The organism is Mesorhizobium sp. M1307 (assembly GCF_040318155.1).
GTDB lineage: Bacteria > Pseudomonadota > Alphaproteobacteria > Rhizobiales > Rhizobiaceae > Mesorhizobium.
The window spans coordinates 23,872-38,381 of sequence record NZ_JAMYLR010000053.1 but is presented as its reverse complement, the minus strand read 5'-3'; the positions used below and the strand labels follow the sequence as shown (position 1 = coordinate 38,381).

Here is a 14,510-nt window from a genome sequence, read left to right as displayed (position 1 = left end):
CCGACTATGACAAGGAGAAGCTGCAGGAACGTCTCGCCAAGCTGGCGGGCGGCGTTGCCGTCATCCGCGTCGGCGGCGCGACCGAATCCGAGGTCAAGGAAAAGAAGGACCGCATCGACGATGCGCTGAACGCCACGCGCGCGGCCGTCGAAGAAGGCATCGTTCCCGGCGGCGGCGTCGCGTTGCTGCGCGCCAAGGCTGTGCTGAACGGGCTGACCGGAGCCAATGCCGATGTGACGGCGGGCATTTCGATCGTGTCGAGAGCGCTCGAAGCGCCAATCCGGCAGATCGCCGAGAATTCCGGCGTCGAAGGTTCGATCGTCATCGGCAAGCTCGCCGACGGCAAGGACCACAATCAGGGCTTCGATGCCCAGAACGAGGTCTATGTCGACATGATCAAGGCCGGCATCGTCGACCCCGCGAAGGTGGTGCGGACGGCACTGCAGGACGCGGGCTCCATTGCGGCGCTCCTGATCACTGCGGAAGCCATGATCACCGACGTTTCGGCCAAGGACGCCGCTGCTTCGACCGGCGGCATGGGCTATTGACCAGCCGCTGCCCGAAACAAGCCTGAAAAGACAGCCGCCGGGGTTCTTCCCCGGCGCGCCATCGGCAAGGAGATCGATCCATGATCGCATTCGTCCCGAAGCCAAAGGCAGCGGCGAAGACCAAAGTGGCCGAGGAAAGCCGCTTCGATCGCATTCGCAGGCTTGCCGACAAGCACAGGAAAGCCGACGCCGGCATGGTAGGCCGCGACCCGAAAAAGATCGCGGACAAGCGTCCCATGTGACGACTGCCAATCCTCGGCACCCACGCAAGCGCGGCACCAGACGCTTATCGCGTTTCGCCGCTGATCAGCGCGGCACGGTCCTTGATGACGGTAGCAACGAAGCGGATGACGGCGCGCACCGGCGCCTCCGCCCCGATTTCGCGGCGATAGACGAGCGACACCGGATGATTGCCGAGAATGTCGGGGGCAAGGCGCAGCATCCGCGGTTCAGCTTCGGCCAACATGCAGGGCATTACCGCCAGACCGGCGCCGCTCAGAGCCGCCGCCAGCATTTCCGTCATTTCGGCAACGCGAAGGACAATTGTCGCACCGGCGCCGTGCGCCTCAACCCATTTGGCGCCGGGGACGCCGGCAAGGCTTGCGTGAAATCCAATGATCTCGTGTCCGGCCAACTGGCGAGGGTCGATGGGCATTGGGTGACGGTCGAGATAGCGCTGGGACGCATAGATCGACCAGCCCGCAACACAAAGCCTCTGCGCGATCAAATCGTCGTCGGCGATGGTGCCGATCCTGACCGCTAGGTCGGCCTCGCCGTGCTGCAGGTCCACGGGCCTGCTGCCGCTCGTCAGTTCAAGATTGATATCGGCGTGGGTCTTATGGAACCCGGCCATACGCTCGGCAAAAAGGGGGCTGAAGCCCGACGGCAGTGCCAGCCGAACGCTATTCTTGCCCGAACGCACAAGCGCCGTCAGTGCTTGCATGGTACGTTCAAGGTCATCACCGAGCGGCAGCAATGTCTGGCCAAGCGGCGTGATCTCGATACCTTGCCGCGTTCGCACGACAAGCGAAACCCCGAGTGCCGCCTCAAGAGCAGCCAGGCGCCGACTGATCGTCGTGTGACGCACGCCGAGCACGCGCGCTGCTCCCGACAACGTTCCCGCGCGGGCGGCAGCGAGAAAGTAGCGCAGATCGTTCCAGTCCGGTTCGCCGGTCTTGGTCACGAACCTAGTCTAGATCAATTCCTCGCCGCGCACCTGTGCAGTTTTGCACAAGCATGCCCGGAAATTGCAAATCGCCTGAATTTGACGTCCGCGCGAGAATAGGCCCGATCCAATTCAGGGAAGCGATCGATGGATATCGAAGGTTTGCGAACGATGGTGGCGCGGCACGCGACGTCGGCCAATGCGTTGGTGGCGCTCGGTTTGGCGATGGAGGCGCGTATTTCCGGCACGCCACTCGAGGGCAGTGTGGCCCGGCGCACAGGGGCCGTGCTTGCCGAACTCGGCGCCTCCGACGTCGCGGCAAGTGCTGGCGTCATCGAACTTACGCCGGTGCTGGCCAGCATCCGGGTCGACCTGCTTTCAGGTGGCAAGCTGCTGTCGCGCTCCTCCGAAAGCGTCGAGGCCCTGGAAGCCCGTTTACGCCAGGCCTTCGGCGACGTTTCATCTGGCTTCCCGGCGTTGCTGAAGCGGCTGATCGCGCCACAACTGGCCGGTTTGCCGGAGAGGCTCGCCGCACCGGGCGCAGCCTTCCTGGATATCGGCGTCGGCGTCGGCGCCCTGTCGGTGTCGATGCTGCGGCAATGGCCCGGCCTGAAGGCGGTCGGTGTCGATCCCCTGCCTGAAGCCATCGCGCAGGCCGCTGCCAACGTCAGGGCAGCCGGGCTCGAACATCGCATCGAACTGCACACCGGGCTGGGCCAGGATATCGCGGACACGGACGCGTTCGACCTTGTTTTCGTACCAAGCGCCTTCATCCCCGAGCCGGATGTCAGGGCCATCGTCAAGCGCAGCCACGCCGCGTTGCGGCCCGGCGGCTGGCTGCTGCTGGCAATGGTCAATCCCGGACCGGATTCACTGGGAGACGCCCTCGCCCGCTTCCGCACCACAATGTGGGGCGGCACGGTCTTTGAAAAGGGCGCAGCCCAGGACCTGGTCGATCAGAGCGGCTATGCCGACAGCCGGTTGCTGCCCGGCCCGACCGGGGCGCCTGTCGCCTTCGTCGCCGGGCGTAAGCGGGGCTAACGGTTTCCAGGAGCGGACGATGAAACTGCTGATCTTCGGCGCTTCCGGTGCGACGGGTCGACTGCTTGTCTCGGCGGCGTTGGCGAAGGGCCATGCGGTGACCGCCTTCGTCCGCACGCCGGGCAAGCTTGCCATCAGCCACGAAAATCTGAAGGTGATCGTCGGAAACGTCGCCGATCGGCAGGCAGTCGAACGCGCCGTTGTCGGGAATGATGCGGTTTTCAGCTGTCTTGGGGTGGGCGTGCCGCTGAAACGCGATCCGGCCGTCGTTGCCGGCATCGGCTTCATCGTCGCGGCGATGCAGCAGGCCGGCCCCGAACGGCTCATCTATCTTTCATTCCTTGGCGTTCGCGACAGCCGGCGGCAACTAGGCCTCCTGTTCGGCAACATCATCGTGCCATTGGTGCTGCGCAATGAGGTGGCGGACCACGAGGTGAAGGAAAGCCTGATCGTTCAATCCAATCTCGACTGGACCATCGTGCGGCCGCCCAAGCTGAGCAATGGAGCGGCAACGGGTGAATTTTGCCACGGCAAAGGCATCCGGTCGGCGTCGTTGCTGCCGACACTGGCGCGGGCCGACGTAGCGGCGTTCATGCTCGCCCAGCTCGACGACACCACCTACTCGCGCGGGGCAGTCAGCATCCTGCGCTGACGCCGCACGGGAGCCGTCTTCCCCTCGACAAACCTCCCGCTTATCTTCATCGCCCTTATCTTCATCGCCCCTATCTTCATCGCCCTTGTAGGCAGCGCCAAAATGGACGAATAGTCATAGCGGCGCGCCGCCGTGAAATTGCCGGTATGCGGTTTCTCAGTTGGCGGCATCGCCGCAGCCGGATCCTGGAATGGCCAGTCCTTTGGAACCACGCAAGAGAAGAGGTCCGATCGCCGCAAGGCTGCTGGCGGTGGATGCGTGGATTGATTCCTCGGTCTACGAAATCGGCTTCAGGGCGCGCCAGTTCTGGGAGGCGGCGACCATCTTCTCGCGGCGTTTCCGCGTCGGCGGCTGGCGCCGCGGCCTGATCGAACTGTTGAGTGAAGGCTTTACGCTCGGTGCCGGCGGCATCGTCGTCCTTTTGGCGCTGGCCTTGCCGGCCTTCCAGATAACCGCCGGCGACTGGCGCACGCAAGGCGACTTCGCCGTCACCTTCCTCGACCGCTACGGCAACGAGATCGGCCAGCGCGGCATCATCCAGCGCGATTCGGTGCCGGTCGACGAGATGCCCGACCATGTCATCAAGGCGGTGCTGGCGACCGAAGACCGCCGTTTCTTCGACCATTACGGCATCGATGTGCTCGGCCTGTCGCGCGCCATATTCGAGAATGTGCGGGCAAATTCCGTCGTCCAGGGTGGCTCGAGCATCACCCAGCAGCTGGCCAAGAACCTGTTCCTGACCAATGAGCGGACGTTCGAGCGCAAGATCAAGGAAGCGTTCCTGTCGCTGTGGCTCGAAGCCAATCTGTCGAAGAAGGAAATCCTGCAGCTTTACCTCGACCGCGCCTATATGGGCGGCGGCACCTTCGGCATCGAGGCGGCAGCCGATTTCTATTTCGGCAAGAGCGTCAAGGACCTGAACCTTGCCGAGGCGGCGATGCTAGCCGGCCTGTTCAAGGCGCCGACCAAATATGCGCCGCACATAAACCTGCCCGCCGCCCGGGCGCGGGCCAACGTGGTGCTGTCCAATCTGGTCGATTCCGGCTTCATGACCGAAGGCCAGGTGCTGCAGGCAAGGCTGCACCCGGCCGAAATCGTCGACCGCGGCGAGCAGAAGAGCCCCGACTATTACCTCGACTGGGCCTTCGACGAGGTCAAGAAGATCGCCGCCAAAGGCGGCCCGCACTCGCTTGTCGCCCACACCACCTTCGATGCCAACATCCAGAAGGCGGCCGAAGAATCGATGGAGTTCCACCTCCGCCAGTTCGGCAAGGAATACAACGTCACCGAGGGCGCCATCGTCGTCATCGAGACCAATGGCGCGGTCAGGGCGATCATCGGCGGCCGCGACTACGGCGCCAGCCAGTTCAACCGCGCCACCAAGGCGCTTCGCCAGACCGGCTCCTCGTTCAAGCCCTATGTCTATGCGACGGCGATGGAGCATGGCTTCACGCCGGATTCGGTGGTTTCCGGCGGACCCATCTCCTGGGGCAGCTGGTCGCCCCACAATTACAATGGCGGGTCGGCCGGCAACGTCACGCTGATCACGGCGATGGCCAAATCGATCAATACGGTGCCGGTGCGGCTGGCCAAGGATTATCTCGGCATCAAGCCGATCAAGGCGATGGCCGAGGCGATGGGCGTCGAGTCGCCGCTTGAATCGCACAAGACCATGGTGCTCGGCACGTCGGGCATGACCGTGATGGACCAGGCGACGGGTTACAGCGTATTTGCCCAGAACGGCCTTGCCGGAACCCGGCACGGCGTCAGCCAACTCTTTACCCGTACCGGCGAGGTGGTCTACGATTTCGCCAAGGATGCGCCGCCGCCGCATCGGGTGCTGTCGGAGCAGGCGCTCAAATACATGAACACCATGCTGGCGGCGGTGCCGGTGATCGGCACTGCCCGGCGCGCAGCCCTTCCAAACATCGTCGTCGCCGGCAAGACCGGCACGACCCAGTCCTACCGCGATGCCTGGTTTGTCGGCTTTACCGGCAACTACACGGCCGCCGTCTGGCTCGGTAATGACGACTTCACCGCGACCAACAAGATGACCGGCGGCACGCTGCCGGCCATGGTGTGGCAGCGGCTGATGGTCTATGCGCACCAGAATATCGACCTCAGACCGATCCCCGGCCTCGATCACCCCTTCGTCGATGCCGAAATTGCCGCCAAGGCCGAGGAAGCGGAAAAGAAGAACGCCGAACAGGCAGCTGCCGATGCCGCCGCCGAGCGTCCGCCGGTGCTGTCCAGCCGGACCACCCAGACCCTGAAGGAACTGACCAAGCTGTTCCAGGCGGCACCCGTGCTCGACGCGCCCGCTGCGCCGGAGACCCTGTCGGCGCTGTGACGGCCAATTGCGCGGGGCCGCTTGCCACATGGCCCTGCGCCGCGATATCCCCGAGCGGCAATCTTTCAGTCCCGGCCTTCGGTTCCCTGCCTCCTCATGCTCAAGAACGCCTTCCTGACACTGCTTTCGCTTGCCATCGCCGTCGTCGGCGGTGGCGGCAGCGTCTGGTATGCACTGAAGCTGCAGGATGGCGTCGGCGCCATCAGGATCGGCCAATGGACCGCCTTCCCCGATATCGGCACGCCGACGGCAGATCCCTATTCGAAGGCCCGTGTGGCTCGCGAAGGCGTGCTGGCGCTCGGACAGGCGGAAGGACTGTCCTTCGTAGCCGAGCGCGATTCCGGCGGCGAACAGCTCAAGCGGCAATGTGCCTACAAGATTGCGGGCGGCTTTCCCACCGCCCGGTTCTGGACGCTTTATGCCGCCGACCAGTCGCTTGGCGTGGTCGAGACCGGCAAGCCGAGGCCGGCTGCGCTGCAGTCCTATCAAGTGCTGCGCCAGGCCGACAATTCGGTGATCATTTCCGTCGGCAGCCGCCCTGCGCCCGGCAACTGGCTGCTGACCAGCGGCGCCGGCAAGATGTACTTGGTGCTTACGTTCTACGACACGCCGATCGCCAGCAGCACCGGTCTCTCGGACGTCACGCTGCCGCAGATCCAGAAGGTCGGCTGCAATGCGTAGCCTGCTGCATGCCGTGCTGCTCGGCCTGCTCGGCGCCGGCATCGTGCACATCATCGTGCTGCTGCTCGTCCCCGAGTTTTCCGAACGCGACGCCTGGTCGCGATTGGCCATGGCTTCGGATCTCTACAAGATGACCCGGCTCGACGCGGAAGCCGGCGGCGCGCCGGTGGTGAAATCGGTCGATCCGCTGTTTTATGCGGCGGCATGCCGCTTCGATCTTGCCGAGGGGATGGTGCGGGTCAAGGCGCCGGGAAAGGTGCCGTTCTGGTCGATATCGGTCTATGACCGCGGCGGCCACAACATCTACTCGTTCAACGACCACAGCGCGACCGCAGGCGTGCTCGACACCGTTGTACTGACGCCGGCCCAGATGATCGAGGTCCGCAAGGATCTTCCCGAGGAACTGCAAGGGGCCATCTTCGTCGAGGCGCCGATAGAGGAAGGCGTATTCGTCATCCGTTCGTTCGTGCCCGACGACAGCTGGAAGCCGATCGTCTCGCGGTTTCTCGAACAGAGTTCCTGCGAACTGCAGGATTTTTAAGCCGGTTCCGATGCTCAGTGATGCGGTACCGGCAATGTTCCCGAAGGTCCCGGCTTGTCGGGGCCGGCCGGCCGCGTTTCGCCCGTCAGCGGCCGCTGCTCGTAGCGCACCCCGGGAAAGATGATCACTGCCGCCGGCGCGGCTTGTTGTGCTCGATTGGTTGCCGCCGTTCGCGGCACGAAAGACAGTACCATGCCCATGGTTCGCGTATTCCTCTCGGTTGCCCCGGAGCACAACGCAACGCCTCCATAGTCGATTAAGAAGGCAGTAGGTTAACGGAGCGCTAACGGATCGCCGCTAAATTGATCTTTGTTCTTGGGAAACGCGAAACCGGTACAGCCCGGCAGAGCGCTGTCCAGATCGTGTCGAGTGTCGGGCGTATCCTTCGTGTCAGCTTCGGATTTCAGGCAAATCGCAGCAGGAGCTGAATCGGGAAAGGCCGAAAGGCTGTTTCGCGCCGCGGTATCGGCGTTCTGCTCGCTCACCCGCCCTTCGCGCCGGGAGATCGCGCAGCTCGAAGACCTGACGCTGCCGCTTTTCGAGAATGTCTCGGTCGAATCGCGCCGCTACGTCGCGGCAGCCCTTTCCGAATGCGAATATGCACCCGCCGCGCTGGTGCGGCGGCTTTGCCAGGAGCGGGTCGACATCGCCGCTCCGCTGCTCATCCGCTCGCGCGCCCTCAGCGACGTCGACCTGATCGCGCTGATCGGACGTCACGGGCTGCCGCATGCCCGTGCCATTGCCCGCCGCAAGGATCTCAATCAAACGATCGCGGATCTCATCAAAGTGCTCGAAAGGCCGACGCTGGTGCGGTCGCAGCAGCAGCCGGAAACAACCGCCAAAGCCGCGTCCGAAAACGCCGAAGTGGTTGCGGGCGAGGTCAACAGGCAAGAGGCTTCCGATGTCGCCGAAACTGTACGCCGCCGGTTGCGATCCATGATGCGCGCCGAGAGCGGCACCGCTATCGGTCCGTTCGTCGACACGCAAACCTACATCAAGCTGCGCGAGACCGCGCTGACCGGCAATGCGGCATTCTTCCAGACAGCGCTCGCCGATGCGCTCGAAGTCGATTTTTCAACGGCGCGGACGCTCACCGCGAGCCACAATTACACACCGCTGCTGGCCGCCTTGCGCGCGCTCGACCTTAGTGAAGACAAGGCGTTCCTGATCACGGCGGCCATCTATCCGACCGAGTTTCCGCACCCGCAGGCGATCCGTATCTTCCTCGACCGCTACCGCCTGCTGCACCGCGACGCGGCGTTGGACAGGCTCCGCGGCTGGAAGGCAGACACCGTATCGAAAATTGTTCGCAAGCCTGGGCGCGTCGCCGCAAATGCCGACCTGCGCAAGCCGAACAGCGCCGACATAGCCGCCACCCCAAAGGCGCGTCGCGTCTGAAGGGCTTGCCGTTAAGACGCCTTGACCGAGATAAGCTGCTCGACGGGAATGGCGCCCGCCTCGATCTCAATCACCCAGATATCCGAATCGAATCTCTTCTCGCGCTCCAGCCGCGCGTCGAAGATGGCGGCATCGTCGCCTTCGCCAAGCAGGCTGAAAAAACGGTCGTCCGGCCTGGCTGAATCGTAACTCGTCTGCGGCGCCGGCCCGAACAGCGCTATCTCCCCCAGCCTGCCCCGCGCCAGCACGAAAACCGCGCCGGCTTCCGTCGCGCCGCGCTTGACCACGGCGGCAAAGCCGCCGGCGCTGAAAACCCGGCGCAACAGCGCCGACACCCACAGATCGGTGGTTACCCGCATGGCGCGACCCTGCACGATTTCGGTTTTGTGGCGTCGAGATTGTCACTTATTCGCGAGCAACGGTTGGCTATCATAGCGAGGCCCCGGAATGCGACGATCTACCCAACATCTAACAAATCTTGTTAGCTCCTGTGAAAAATGCTATAGCGTCCGGTATGAAAGCCCAGCCCATGCGCACTCTTACTGTGTCGCTTACGCCCAAGCAGGCCGCCCGTCTACAAGACGCCGTGAACAGCGGAGACTATGCTTCCAACAGTGAAATTGTCAGGGAAGCACTACGTCTATGGGAGCAGCGCGAGGAATTCCGCACTCTTGAACTGGAACGTCTCAAAAGGGCGTATGACGAAGGGATGGCAAGCGGCGAGGGCCAGCACGTGGATCGCACGGCTTTCTTACGCGCTCTGAAAGCCGAACGCGCAGCCCGTGGCTGAATACCGGCTCACCCCCCGAGCTTCTCAGGATTTGCGAGATATTTGGCACCACATTGCCATCGATAACGAGAAGGCGGCTGACAAGCTGATCGGACGCATTTTCGACAGGCTGGAATTGGTTTGCGAGCACGCCAAAATGGGCGCAGCTCGACCGGAATTGAGCGCCACCGCCCGCATTCTAGTCGAGGGACGCTACATCGTGATTTATGAGCCTATGCCCTACGGCGTGTTAGCCGTGGCGATAGTCCACGGAATGCGTGACCCGGAGCAATGGCTTAAATAGACCGGGAGACTGGGGTTCGACCCTTAGTTGGTCAGGCCGATCTCGCGCATCTTGACGTAGACGATCTCGTCTGGCTCGCCGGTCTCCGGCAAGCCGAACAGCGCTTGGAATTCCTTGATCGCGGCCTTGGTGCGCGCGCCTACGACGCCATCCAATTGCATGTCGTCATTGCCGAACGCTTTGAGTCCGGCCTGGATCTTGACGATGCGGGGATCAGGTGCCGCCGCATTTGCCGATGCGGACGCCGGAATGGCGGCTGGAGCAGCGGCCGTTTCGACCGGCCGCGGCACGGGATGCGGCACCACGGCTGCGGTCTTTGGCGTGGCACCCAGTTGATCCAGCAGAACGCTGTCGATCTCGCCGGAGGCATTCAATCCGACCTTTTGCTGATAGGCCTGGATGGCCTTGCGCGTATTCGGTCCGGGAATCCCGTCGACGATGCCGGAATAGAAATCAAGATCCTTCAATATGCCCTGGACCTGCTCGACGACCGGGTCGCTCTTGATCGGCGCAGCGGCCGGACGCACGATGTTGATGGTGGTTTCGGGCTCGTCGCTGTCCGCCCGGGGAAAGCGCTCGATGCTCCTGGTGGCGAAAAACGCGCCGGCATGCGGAAATGGCTGGTACCAAAGCGCGTTCGCCGAGACGTAGAACAGCGTCACCAGGAACGCCGTGGAGCCGCCGACCACAACAGGATTGCGCGAGATCAGGCTGCCCAGAGCCATCGCTCCGTGCTCGAAGGCATTGCCGCGGCGCTTCACCGCCTTAGGCTGTTTTGCGGAGCGACCCATTGCTCTCCCCTTTGCCACCGTCCGCTCTGGCTTTGGCTGCGGACATCGGCACCACGCCGGTTTTCTCCGTCGAACGGCCTGTCGGCCCGTTCACGGGAAGGCTGATCGTCACCGTGGTGCCCTCGCCCGGCATGCTTTCGATCGACATTGTGCCCTCGTGCAGCGCCACCAGCCCCTTCACCAGCGAGAGCCCGAGGCCCGTGCCTTCGAAACGGCGGGTATAGTCGTTCTGGATCTGCATGAACGGCTTGCCGAGGTTGGCGAAATCTTCCTCGGCGATGCCGATGCCAGTGTCCCGGACCCAGAAATGCAGCCGCGAGCCTATCCGCTTGGCACCGATGACGACATTGCCGCCTTCGGGCGTGAACTTGATCGCGTTAGAGACGAGATTGATCAGGATCTGCTGCACGGCGCGACGGTCGGCATTTATTTCGCCTGCGTCCGGCGCGATCTGGGCCTGCAGATCGATAGCCTTTGCCTCGGCTTGCAGGAGCATCATGGACTGGCACATCTCGACCGCTTCGCGGAAGCGGAACGGTTCCGGTTCGGTCGCGTAGGCGCCCGATTCGATCCGCGATACGTCGAGTATCGAGGTGACGACGGCAAGCAGGTGCTGGCCCGAATCACTGACCAAGCCGACATATTCCTTCTGGCGCGGATCCTTGAAGCTGCCGAACATCTCGTGCAGCAACATGTCGGAAAAGCCGATGATGGCATTGAGCGGGGTGCGCAACTCATGGCTGACGACGGCAAGGAAGCGTCCTTTCGCCACCTCGGCGGAGGCAGCTGCCTCATTGGCAGCGGCAAGCTCCTGGCGCAGTCCGGCCAGTTCGTCGTTCTCGCGCAGAAGAAGCGTGAAGACAGTCTCCTGCCCCGGCGCGCGCATCATCTCGAGCGAGAACGGCCGGTAATTGTCGGCCGTCACGCCGCTGCTCTGCGGCAGCCGTACGCGAAGGTCGAGCCGGCGCGACAGGGCGCCATCGCGCATATCGGCCAGCGCACTGAGATACGGGACGCGGTCGGACAGATGGATGCGATCGAAAAGTCCGGTGCCGAAAAGCAGCTCCGGCGGCAGCCTCAGCATAGTGCGTGCCTTAGCCGAGACGTCCAGAACCTCGCCATGCGCCGCGATTCGCAGCACGACGGCGTCGATGAGGTCTTCGAGCCGGTCATTGCCCGGATCGAGCTGTGCGTTGGCGGCGCCGCGAAGTGGAGCGACACGCGGAATGAGCGTGAGTGCCCAGGCCAGCGGTACCAGCCAGTGCCATGCGGCGATTTCGGTCTGGCCGAGCGGCAAGACCGAACCGGCGAAAGGCTGCAGCAAGACTGCGACCAGGGCCGATATGGCGCCCCAGATCACGGCACGGCGCGACTGGCCGATCCACCAGGCTTCAAACGGCAGCGCCACCGCAAGCAAGGCAACCGGCGAGGCCACACCGCCGGCGGCAGCGATAAGGGCACCGAGGGCAACGCTGCCGACGACCAAGGCGAGTTGGCCGGCCAGGGTCATCTTGCCCGATGCAGCCACCAGCAGGGCGGCGAACCAGCAAAGGCCGAACGCCGCAAAGATGGCAGCCACAGTCACGGCCGCGCCCATGCCCGACGTGACCAGCGTCACCGCTGCACCCGCGCTGAAGAAAGGAGCCGCCAGCATGACGCCAATGAACCGGCTGTGGCGGCGACGATCGCTCTGGCCGAGCACGGACGGATGAACCATCCGTTCGCAACCGGCGGCTATCGCGCCCGGCAACTCGGCGTATCTGGCCTTGATCGCACTCAACTCAACGCACCCGGTCGTGAACGGCCCTGCTTTGCAGGCGGCTTTTGTCGATCCAAAACTCGCATCCAGCGTTTAAGGAATGGATAAGGCTGGGCCGATCGTCCCCCGGCAGGCTGCAAATATCGGGATACCGGCGGGGAAAAACCGGGGCAATTGCCGCCATAGTAAACGGAGCGTTATCCACACCGCCTGCGCCTGCACCTGCGGCCGATGGCATCAAACTGTCGCCGACTAAGAAAATGATCATGAAAAACAATAAGTTGGATGGTTATCATTTGCTGAATAAAATCTGAGCCGTTCGAGGCAAATGAACTTCAAAACGCTTCGTTTCGAATCTACCTAAAATTTAAGGAAAACTGTTGCTTTCGGGACAAGCCGTCCTTTGCGCGTCTGTGTCAGTATCGCGGTACAAGGGTCGTGCGGTTCGGAATGCATGACGTCATAAAGGACAGACAGATGGGCTTTCTGATAAGAGCTGCTTTCTGGTTTTCGCTGGTGCTTCTGGCGCTGCCGCTGGGTGTCGGCGCCGATGATGCGGGCCGCGAAAGCGTCGGGCCGCTCCAGGCGCTGTTTGCGGCGCGCGAAGCCGTCGGCGATATCGCCGGCATCTGCGAGCGCAAGCCGGACGTGTGCGAGACCGGCAAATCGGCAATGCACACCATCACCGCCCGGGCAAAGGAGACCGCCAAGATCGCGGCCGCCATGCTGGACGACAAGGCCGCTGAACCCGATACGGTGACGACCACCGGCAGCGTGCCCGGGGAAATCGTCTTGCCGGCGAAAGTCGATCTGCCGGCGAAACTGCACTTGCCGGCGAAGAACTGAGACTGTTTCGGCCGAATTCATCGCCAGACCGCAAGGCTCCCCACGCTCGGCGCCTGCGGCGTTTCTCCTCTTTTTCCGTGACGTGGCAGCGCCGGATGACTATATCCGGGGGAATGACGACGACGATCCAGACCATCCGCGACGACTTTTCCCTGCTCGACGAGTGGGAAGACCGCTATCGCTATGTGATTGAACTGGGTGAAGCGCTGCCGCCGTTTCCCGACGAGCAACGCATACAAGCCAACAAGGTGCCGGGCTGCGTCAGCCAGGTCTGGCTGACCACCGAGCAAGGCGGGGGTGCCGACCCCGTTATCACCTTCAAGGGCGATTCCGACGCCCATATCGTGCGCGGCCTGGTCGCCATCATGCTGGCGCTATTTTCGGGACGGCCGGCCAGCGAAATCCAGAGGACCGACGCCGAGGCAACGCTAAAGGCACTCGGACTTGACGAGCACCTGTCGCCGCAGCGCGCCAATGGTCTTCGCTCGATGGTCAAGCGCATCAAGCGTGACGCCGAGGCAGCGCTGAAGCAGACCGCCTGACCGGACGGCAAATGCCGGCAGTATGAAAAACTGGCGGCCCGAGCTTGGTCCCCCCACAATGCGAAAACGGCGCCCGCAGGCGCCGTTTGAGCAAACCGGAAGAGCGCTTGTCAGCGTCCCTTGCGCTTGCGGCCGAGACCCATCTTCTTGGCGAGCTGCGAACGGGCGGCCGCATAGTTGGGCGCAACCATCGGATAGCTCGGGTCCAGGTTCCACTTTTCACGATACTGGTCGGGCGTCAGATCATAGTGGGTCATCAAGTGACGCTTGAGCGACTTGAACTTCTTGCCGTCCTCGAGACAGACGATGTAGTCGTCATGCACCGAACGCTTCGGATTTACCGCCGGCTTCTGCTTGTCGGCAGGCGGCTGCTCGGCGGCCCCGCCGACGCGCCCGAGAGCGGCATGGACATCGGCGATGAGGTTCGGCAGTTCGCCGACCGGCACGGGATTGTTGCTGACATAGGCAGCCACCACGTCGGCGGTGAGCTCGATCAGCGCGTCACTGTTTCTGGAAGGTGTTTCGGTAATATCCATGGCGTTCAGGTCCCAACGAGAATTGTTTCTGTCTACGCCCTATTTTTGGCAGGCAGGGCATCGCGCGAACTTGTGCAGGAAAAAGCCTCCGCGATTCGCGTCGCGGCATCTTAATGAGCCTGAGCGCCAAGTAAGTCAATTCGCTTCTTGCGGTCTATTCAGCGATACAAGTCAAATATTCCTCATTCAGCTTCACTCTTTCGTGCAAAGTGTAACCTTGCCGTTTTTTCTGGTCAGACCAGCATCGACTGACGCGGCGGCAAGCAGCCATTACACAAACGGCAGCAGGTAAATAGAGTTCGATGCTTGACCCTGCCGGCGGCATTACAGCCTGGATGATCGGCGGATTCAGTAAAATCATAGGTTGCGAAGCGTTACTGTTGCTCGCGAGCCGTCGCTGGAGCGGTGCGCTGTGTCATTGAAATGGGGTAATGTATTTCCGTGGACCCAGCCATATCGGCCACTTGCCAAGCCGCGAAGGCAGTTGCATGAGATTGACCGGCACTGGCAGGGTCATCGCAGCGACGGCGAGAACCGCGGCAGTCCGAGAAGAAATATTCGTTATCCGCTCCTCCAGCCCGTCCTCT

The 14,510-nt window shown here is 62.8% G+C and carries 18 protein-coding genes; 12 read left to right on the top strand and 6 right to left on the bottom strand.

The features are described from left to right. Together NKH16_RS31375 and NKH16_RS31370 are read left to right on the top strand one after the other, a co-directional pair. The coding region (locus NKH16_RS31375) for a TCP-1/cpn60 chaperonin family protein (protein ID WP_352903404.1) at positions 1–548 on the top strand (548 nt) is incomplete at its 5' end. Between the two features lie 80 nt (positions 549–628). Further along, on the top strand, positions 629–790 hold the full coding sequence (locus tag NKH16_RS31370; protein WP_352454322.1) for a hypothetical protein: 162 nt from the start codon (positions 629–631) through the stop codon (positions 788–790). A 44-nt stretch (positions 791–834) separates the two neighbouring features. Here NKH16_RS31370 and NKH16_RS31365 read toward each other — a convergent pair whose 3' ends face one another. Continuing rightward, a complete protein-coding gene (locus NKH16_RS31365; RefSeq protein ID WP_352903402.1) occupies positions 835–1,731 on the bottom strand; it encodes a LysR family transcriptional regulator in 897 nt (298 codons plus the stop codon). A 129-nt stretch (positions 1,732–1,860) separates the two neighbouring features. Here NKH16_RS31365 and NKH16_RS31360 point away from each other — a divergent pair, with 129 nt between their 5' ends. From NKH16_RS31360 to NKH16_RS31340, 5 genes are all read left to right on the top strand, one after another. Further along, positions 1,861–2,754, top strand: coding sequence for a methyltransferase domain-containing protein (locus tag NKH16_RS31360; protein WP_352903400.1), 894 nt, complete (start codon positions 1,861–1,863; stop codon positions 2,752–2,754). Positions 2,755–2,773: 19 nt separating this feature from the next. Continuing rightward, entirely contained in the window at positions 2,774–3,406 is a 633-nt protein-coding gene (locus NKH16_RS31355; protein ID WP_352903398.1) for an NAD(P)-dependent oxidoreductase, read from the top strand. Between the two features lie 190 nt (positions 3,407–3,596). Continuing rightward, complete coding sequence (locus tag NKH16_RS31350; RefSeq protein WP_352903397.1) at positions 3,597–5,756, top strand: transglycosylase domain-containing protein; 2,160 nt, start codon at positions 3,597–3,599, stop codon at positions 5,754–5,756. Positions 5,757–5,852: 96 nt separating this feature from the next. Further along, on the top strand, positions 5,853–6,437 hold the full coding sequence (locus NKH16_RS31345) for a DUF1214 domain-containing protein (RefSeq protein ID WP_352903395.1): 585 nt from the start codon (positions 5,853–5,855) through the stop codon (positions 6,435–6,437). After that, positions 6,430–6,978: a DUF1254 domain-containing protein gene (locus NKH16_RS31340; protein ID WP_292658433.1), complete on the top strand. Its 549-nt coding sequence runs from the start codon at positions 6,430–6,432 to the stop codon at positions 6,976–6,978. Before NKH16_RS31345 ends, NKH16_RS31340 begins: the two co-directional genes overlap by 8 nt. A 14-nt stretch (positions 6,979–6,992) precedes the next feature. Here NKH16_RS31340 and NKH16_RS31335 read toward each other — a convergent pair whose 3' ends face one another. Continuing rightward, the gene (locus NKH16_RS31335) at positions 6,993–7,178 is read right to left on the bottom strand and encodes a hypothetical protein (protein ID WP_023677835.1); all 186 of its coding nucleotides are present in this window, start codon (positions 7,176–7,178) and stop codon (positions 6,993–6,995) included. A gap of 187 nt (positions 7,179–7,365) precedes the next feature. Between NKH16_RS31335 and NKH16_RS31330 the strand changes: the two genes are divergently transcribed. Then, entirely contained in the window at positions 7,366–8,376 is a 1,011-nt protein-coding gene (locus NKH16_RS31330; protein ID WP_352903393.1) for a DUF2336 domain-containing protein, read from the top strand. An 11-nt stretch (positions 8,377–8,387) separates the two neighbouring features. Here NKH16_RS31330 and NKH16_RS31325 read toward each other — a convergent pair whose 3' ends face one another. Then, entirely contained in the window at positions 8,388–8,735 is a 348-nt protein-coding gene (locus NKH16_RS31325) for a DUF1491 family protein (RefSeq protein WP_352903391.1), read from the bottom strand. A gap of 170 nt (positions 8,736–8,905) precedes the next feature. Between NKH16_RS31325 and NKH16_RS31320 the strand changes: the two genes are divergently transcribed. Together NKH16_RS31320 and NKH16_RS31315 are read left to right on the top strand one after the other, a co-directional pair. Beyond that, positions 8,906–9,166 (top strand): type II toxin-antitoxin system ParD family antitoxin, encoded by a 261-nt coding sequence (locus NKH16_RS31320; RefSeq protein ID WP_023677838.1) that lies wholly within the window; start codon positions 8,906–8,908, stop codon positions 9,164–9,166. Then, positions 9,159–9,449, top strand: a complete 291-nt coding sequence (locus NKH16_RS31315) for a type II toxin-antitoxin system RelE/ParE family toxin (RefSeq protein ID WP_023677839.1) — start codon at positions 9,159–9,161, stop codon at positions 9,447–9,449. The genes NKH16_RS31320 and NKH16_RS31315 overlap by 8 nt, the downstream gene beginning before the upstream one ends. Positions 9,450–9,472: 23 nt before the next feature. Here the strand turns inward: NKH16_RS31315 and NKH16_RS31310 are convergent, their stop codons facing one another. Continuing rightward, positions 9,473–10,240 carry a peptidoglycan-binding domain-containing protein gene (locus tag NKH16_RS31310; protein ID WP_352903389.1) on the bottom strand — a complete coding sequence of 256 codons (768 nt, stop codon included), beginning with the start codon at positions 10,238–10,240 and terminating at the stop codon, positions 9,473–9,475. Next, positions 10,215–11,957 (bottom strand): ATP-binding protein, encoded by a 1,743-nt coding sequence (locus NKH16_RS31305; protein WP_352903406.1) that lies wholly within the window; start codon positions 11,955–11,957, stop codon positions 10,215–10,217. Before NKH16_RS31305 ends, NKH16_RS31310 begins: the two co-directional genes overlap by 26 nt. A 519-nt stretch (positions 11,958–12,476) precedes the next feature. Here NKH16_RS31305 and NKH16_RS31300 point away from each other — a divergent pair. Together NKH16_RS31300 and NKH16_RS31295 are read left to right on the top strand one after the other, a co-directional pair. Then, positions 12,477–12,845 (top strand): DUF5330 domain-containing protein, encoded by a 369-nt coding sequence (locus tag NKH16_RS31300; RefSeq protein ID WP_352470996.1) that lies wholly within the window; start codon positions 12,477–12,479, stop codon positions 12,843–12,845. A 113-nt stretch (positions 12,846–12,958) separates the two neighbouring features. After that, positions 12,959–13,387 carry a SufE family protein gene (locus tag NKH16_RS31295; RefSeq protein ID WP_352743200.1) on the top strand — a complete coding sequence of 143 codons (429 nt, stop codon included), beginning with the start codon at positions 12,959–12,961 and terminating at the stop codon, positions 13,385–13,387. A 110-nt stretch (positions 13,388–13,497) separates the two neighbouring features. Here the strand turns inward: NKH16_RS31295 and NKH16_RS31290 are convergent, their stop codons facing one another. Beyond that, positions 13,498–13,923, bottom strand: a complete 426-nt coding sequence (locus NKH16_RS31290) for a Ros/MucR family transcriptional regulator (protein ID WP_352454312.1) — start codon at positions 13,921–13,923, stop codon at positions 13,498–13,500. Positions 13,924–14,510: the final 587 nt, after the last annotated feature.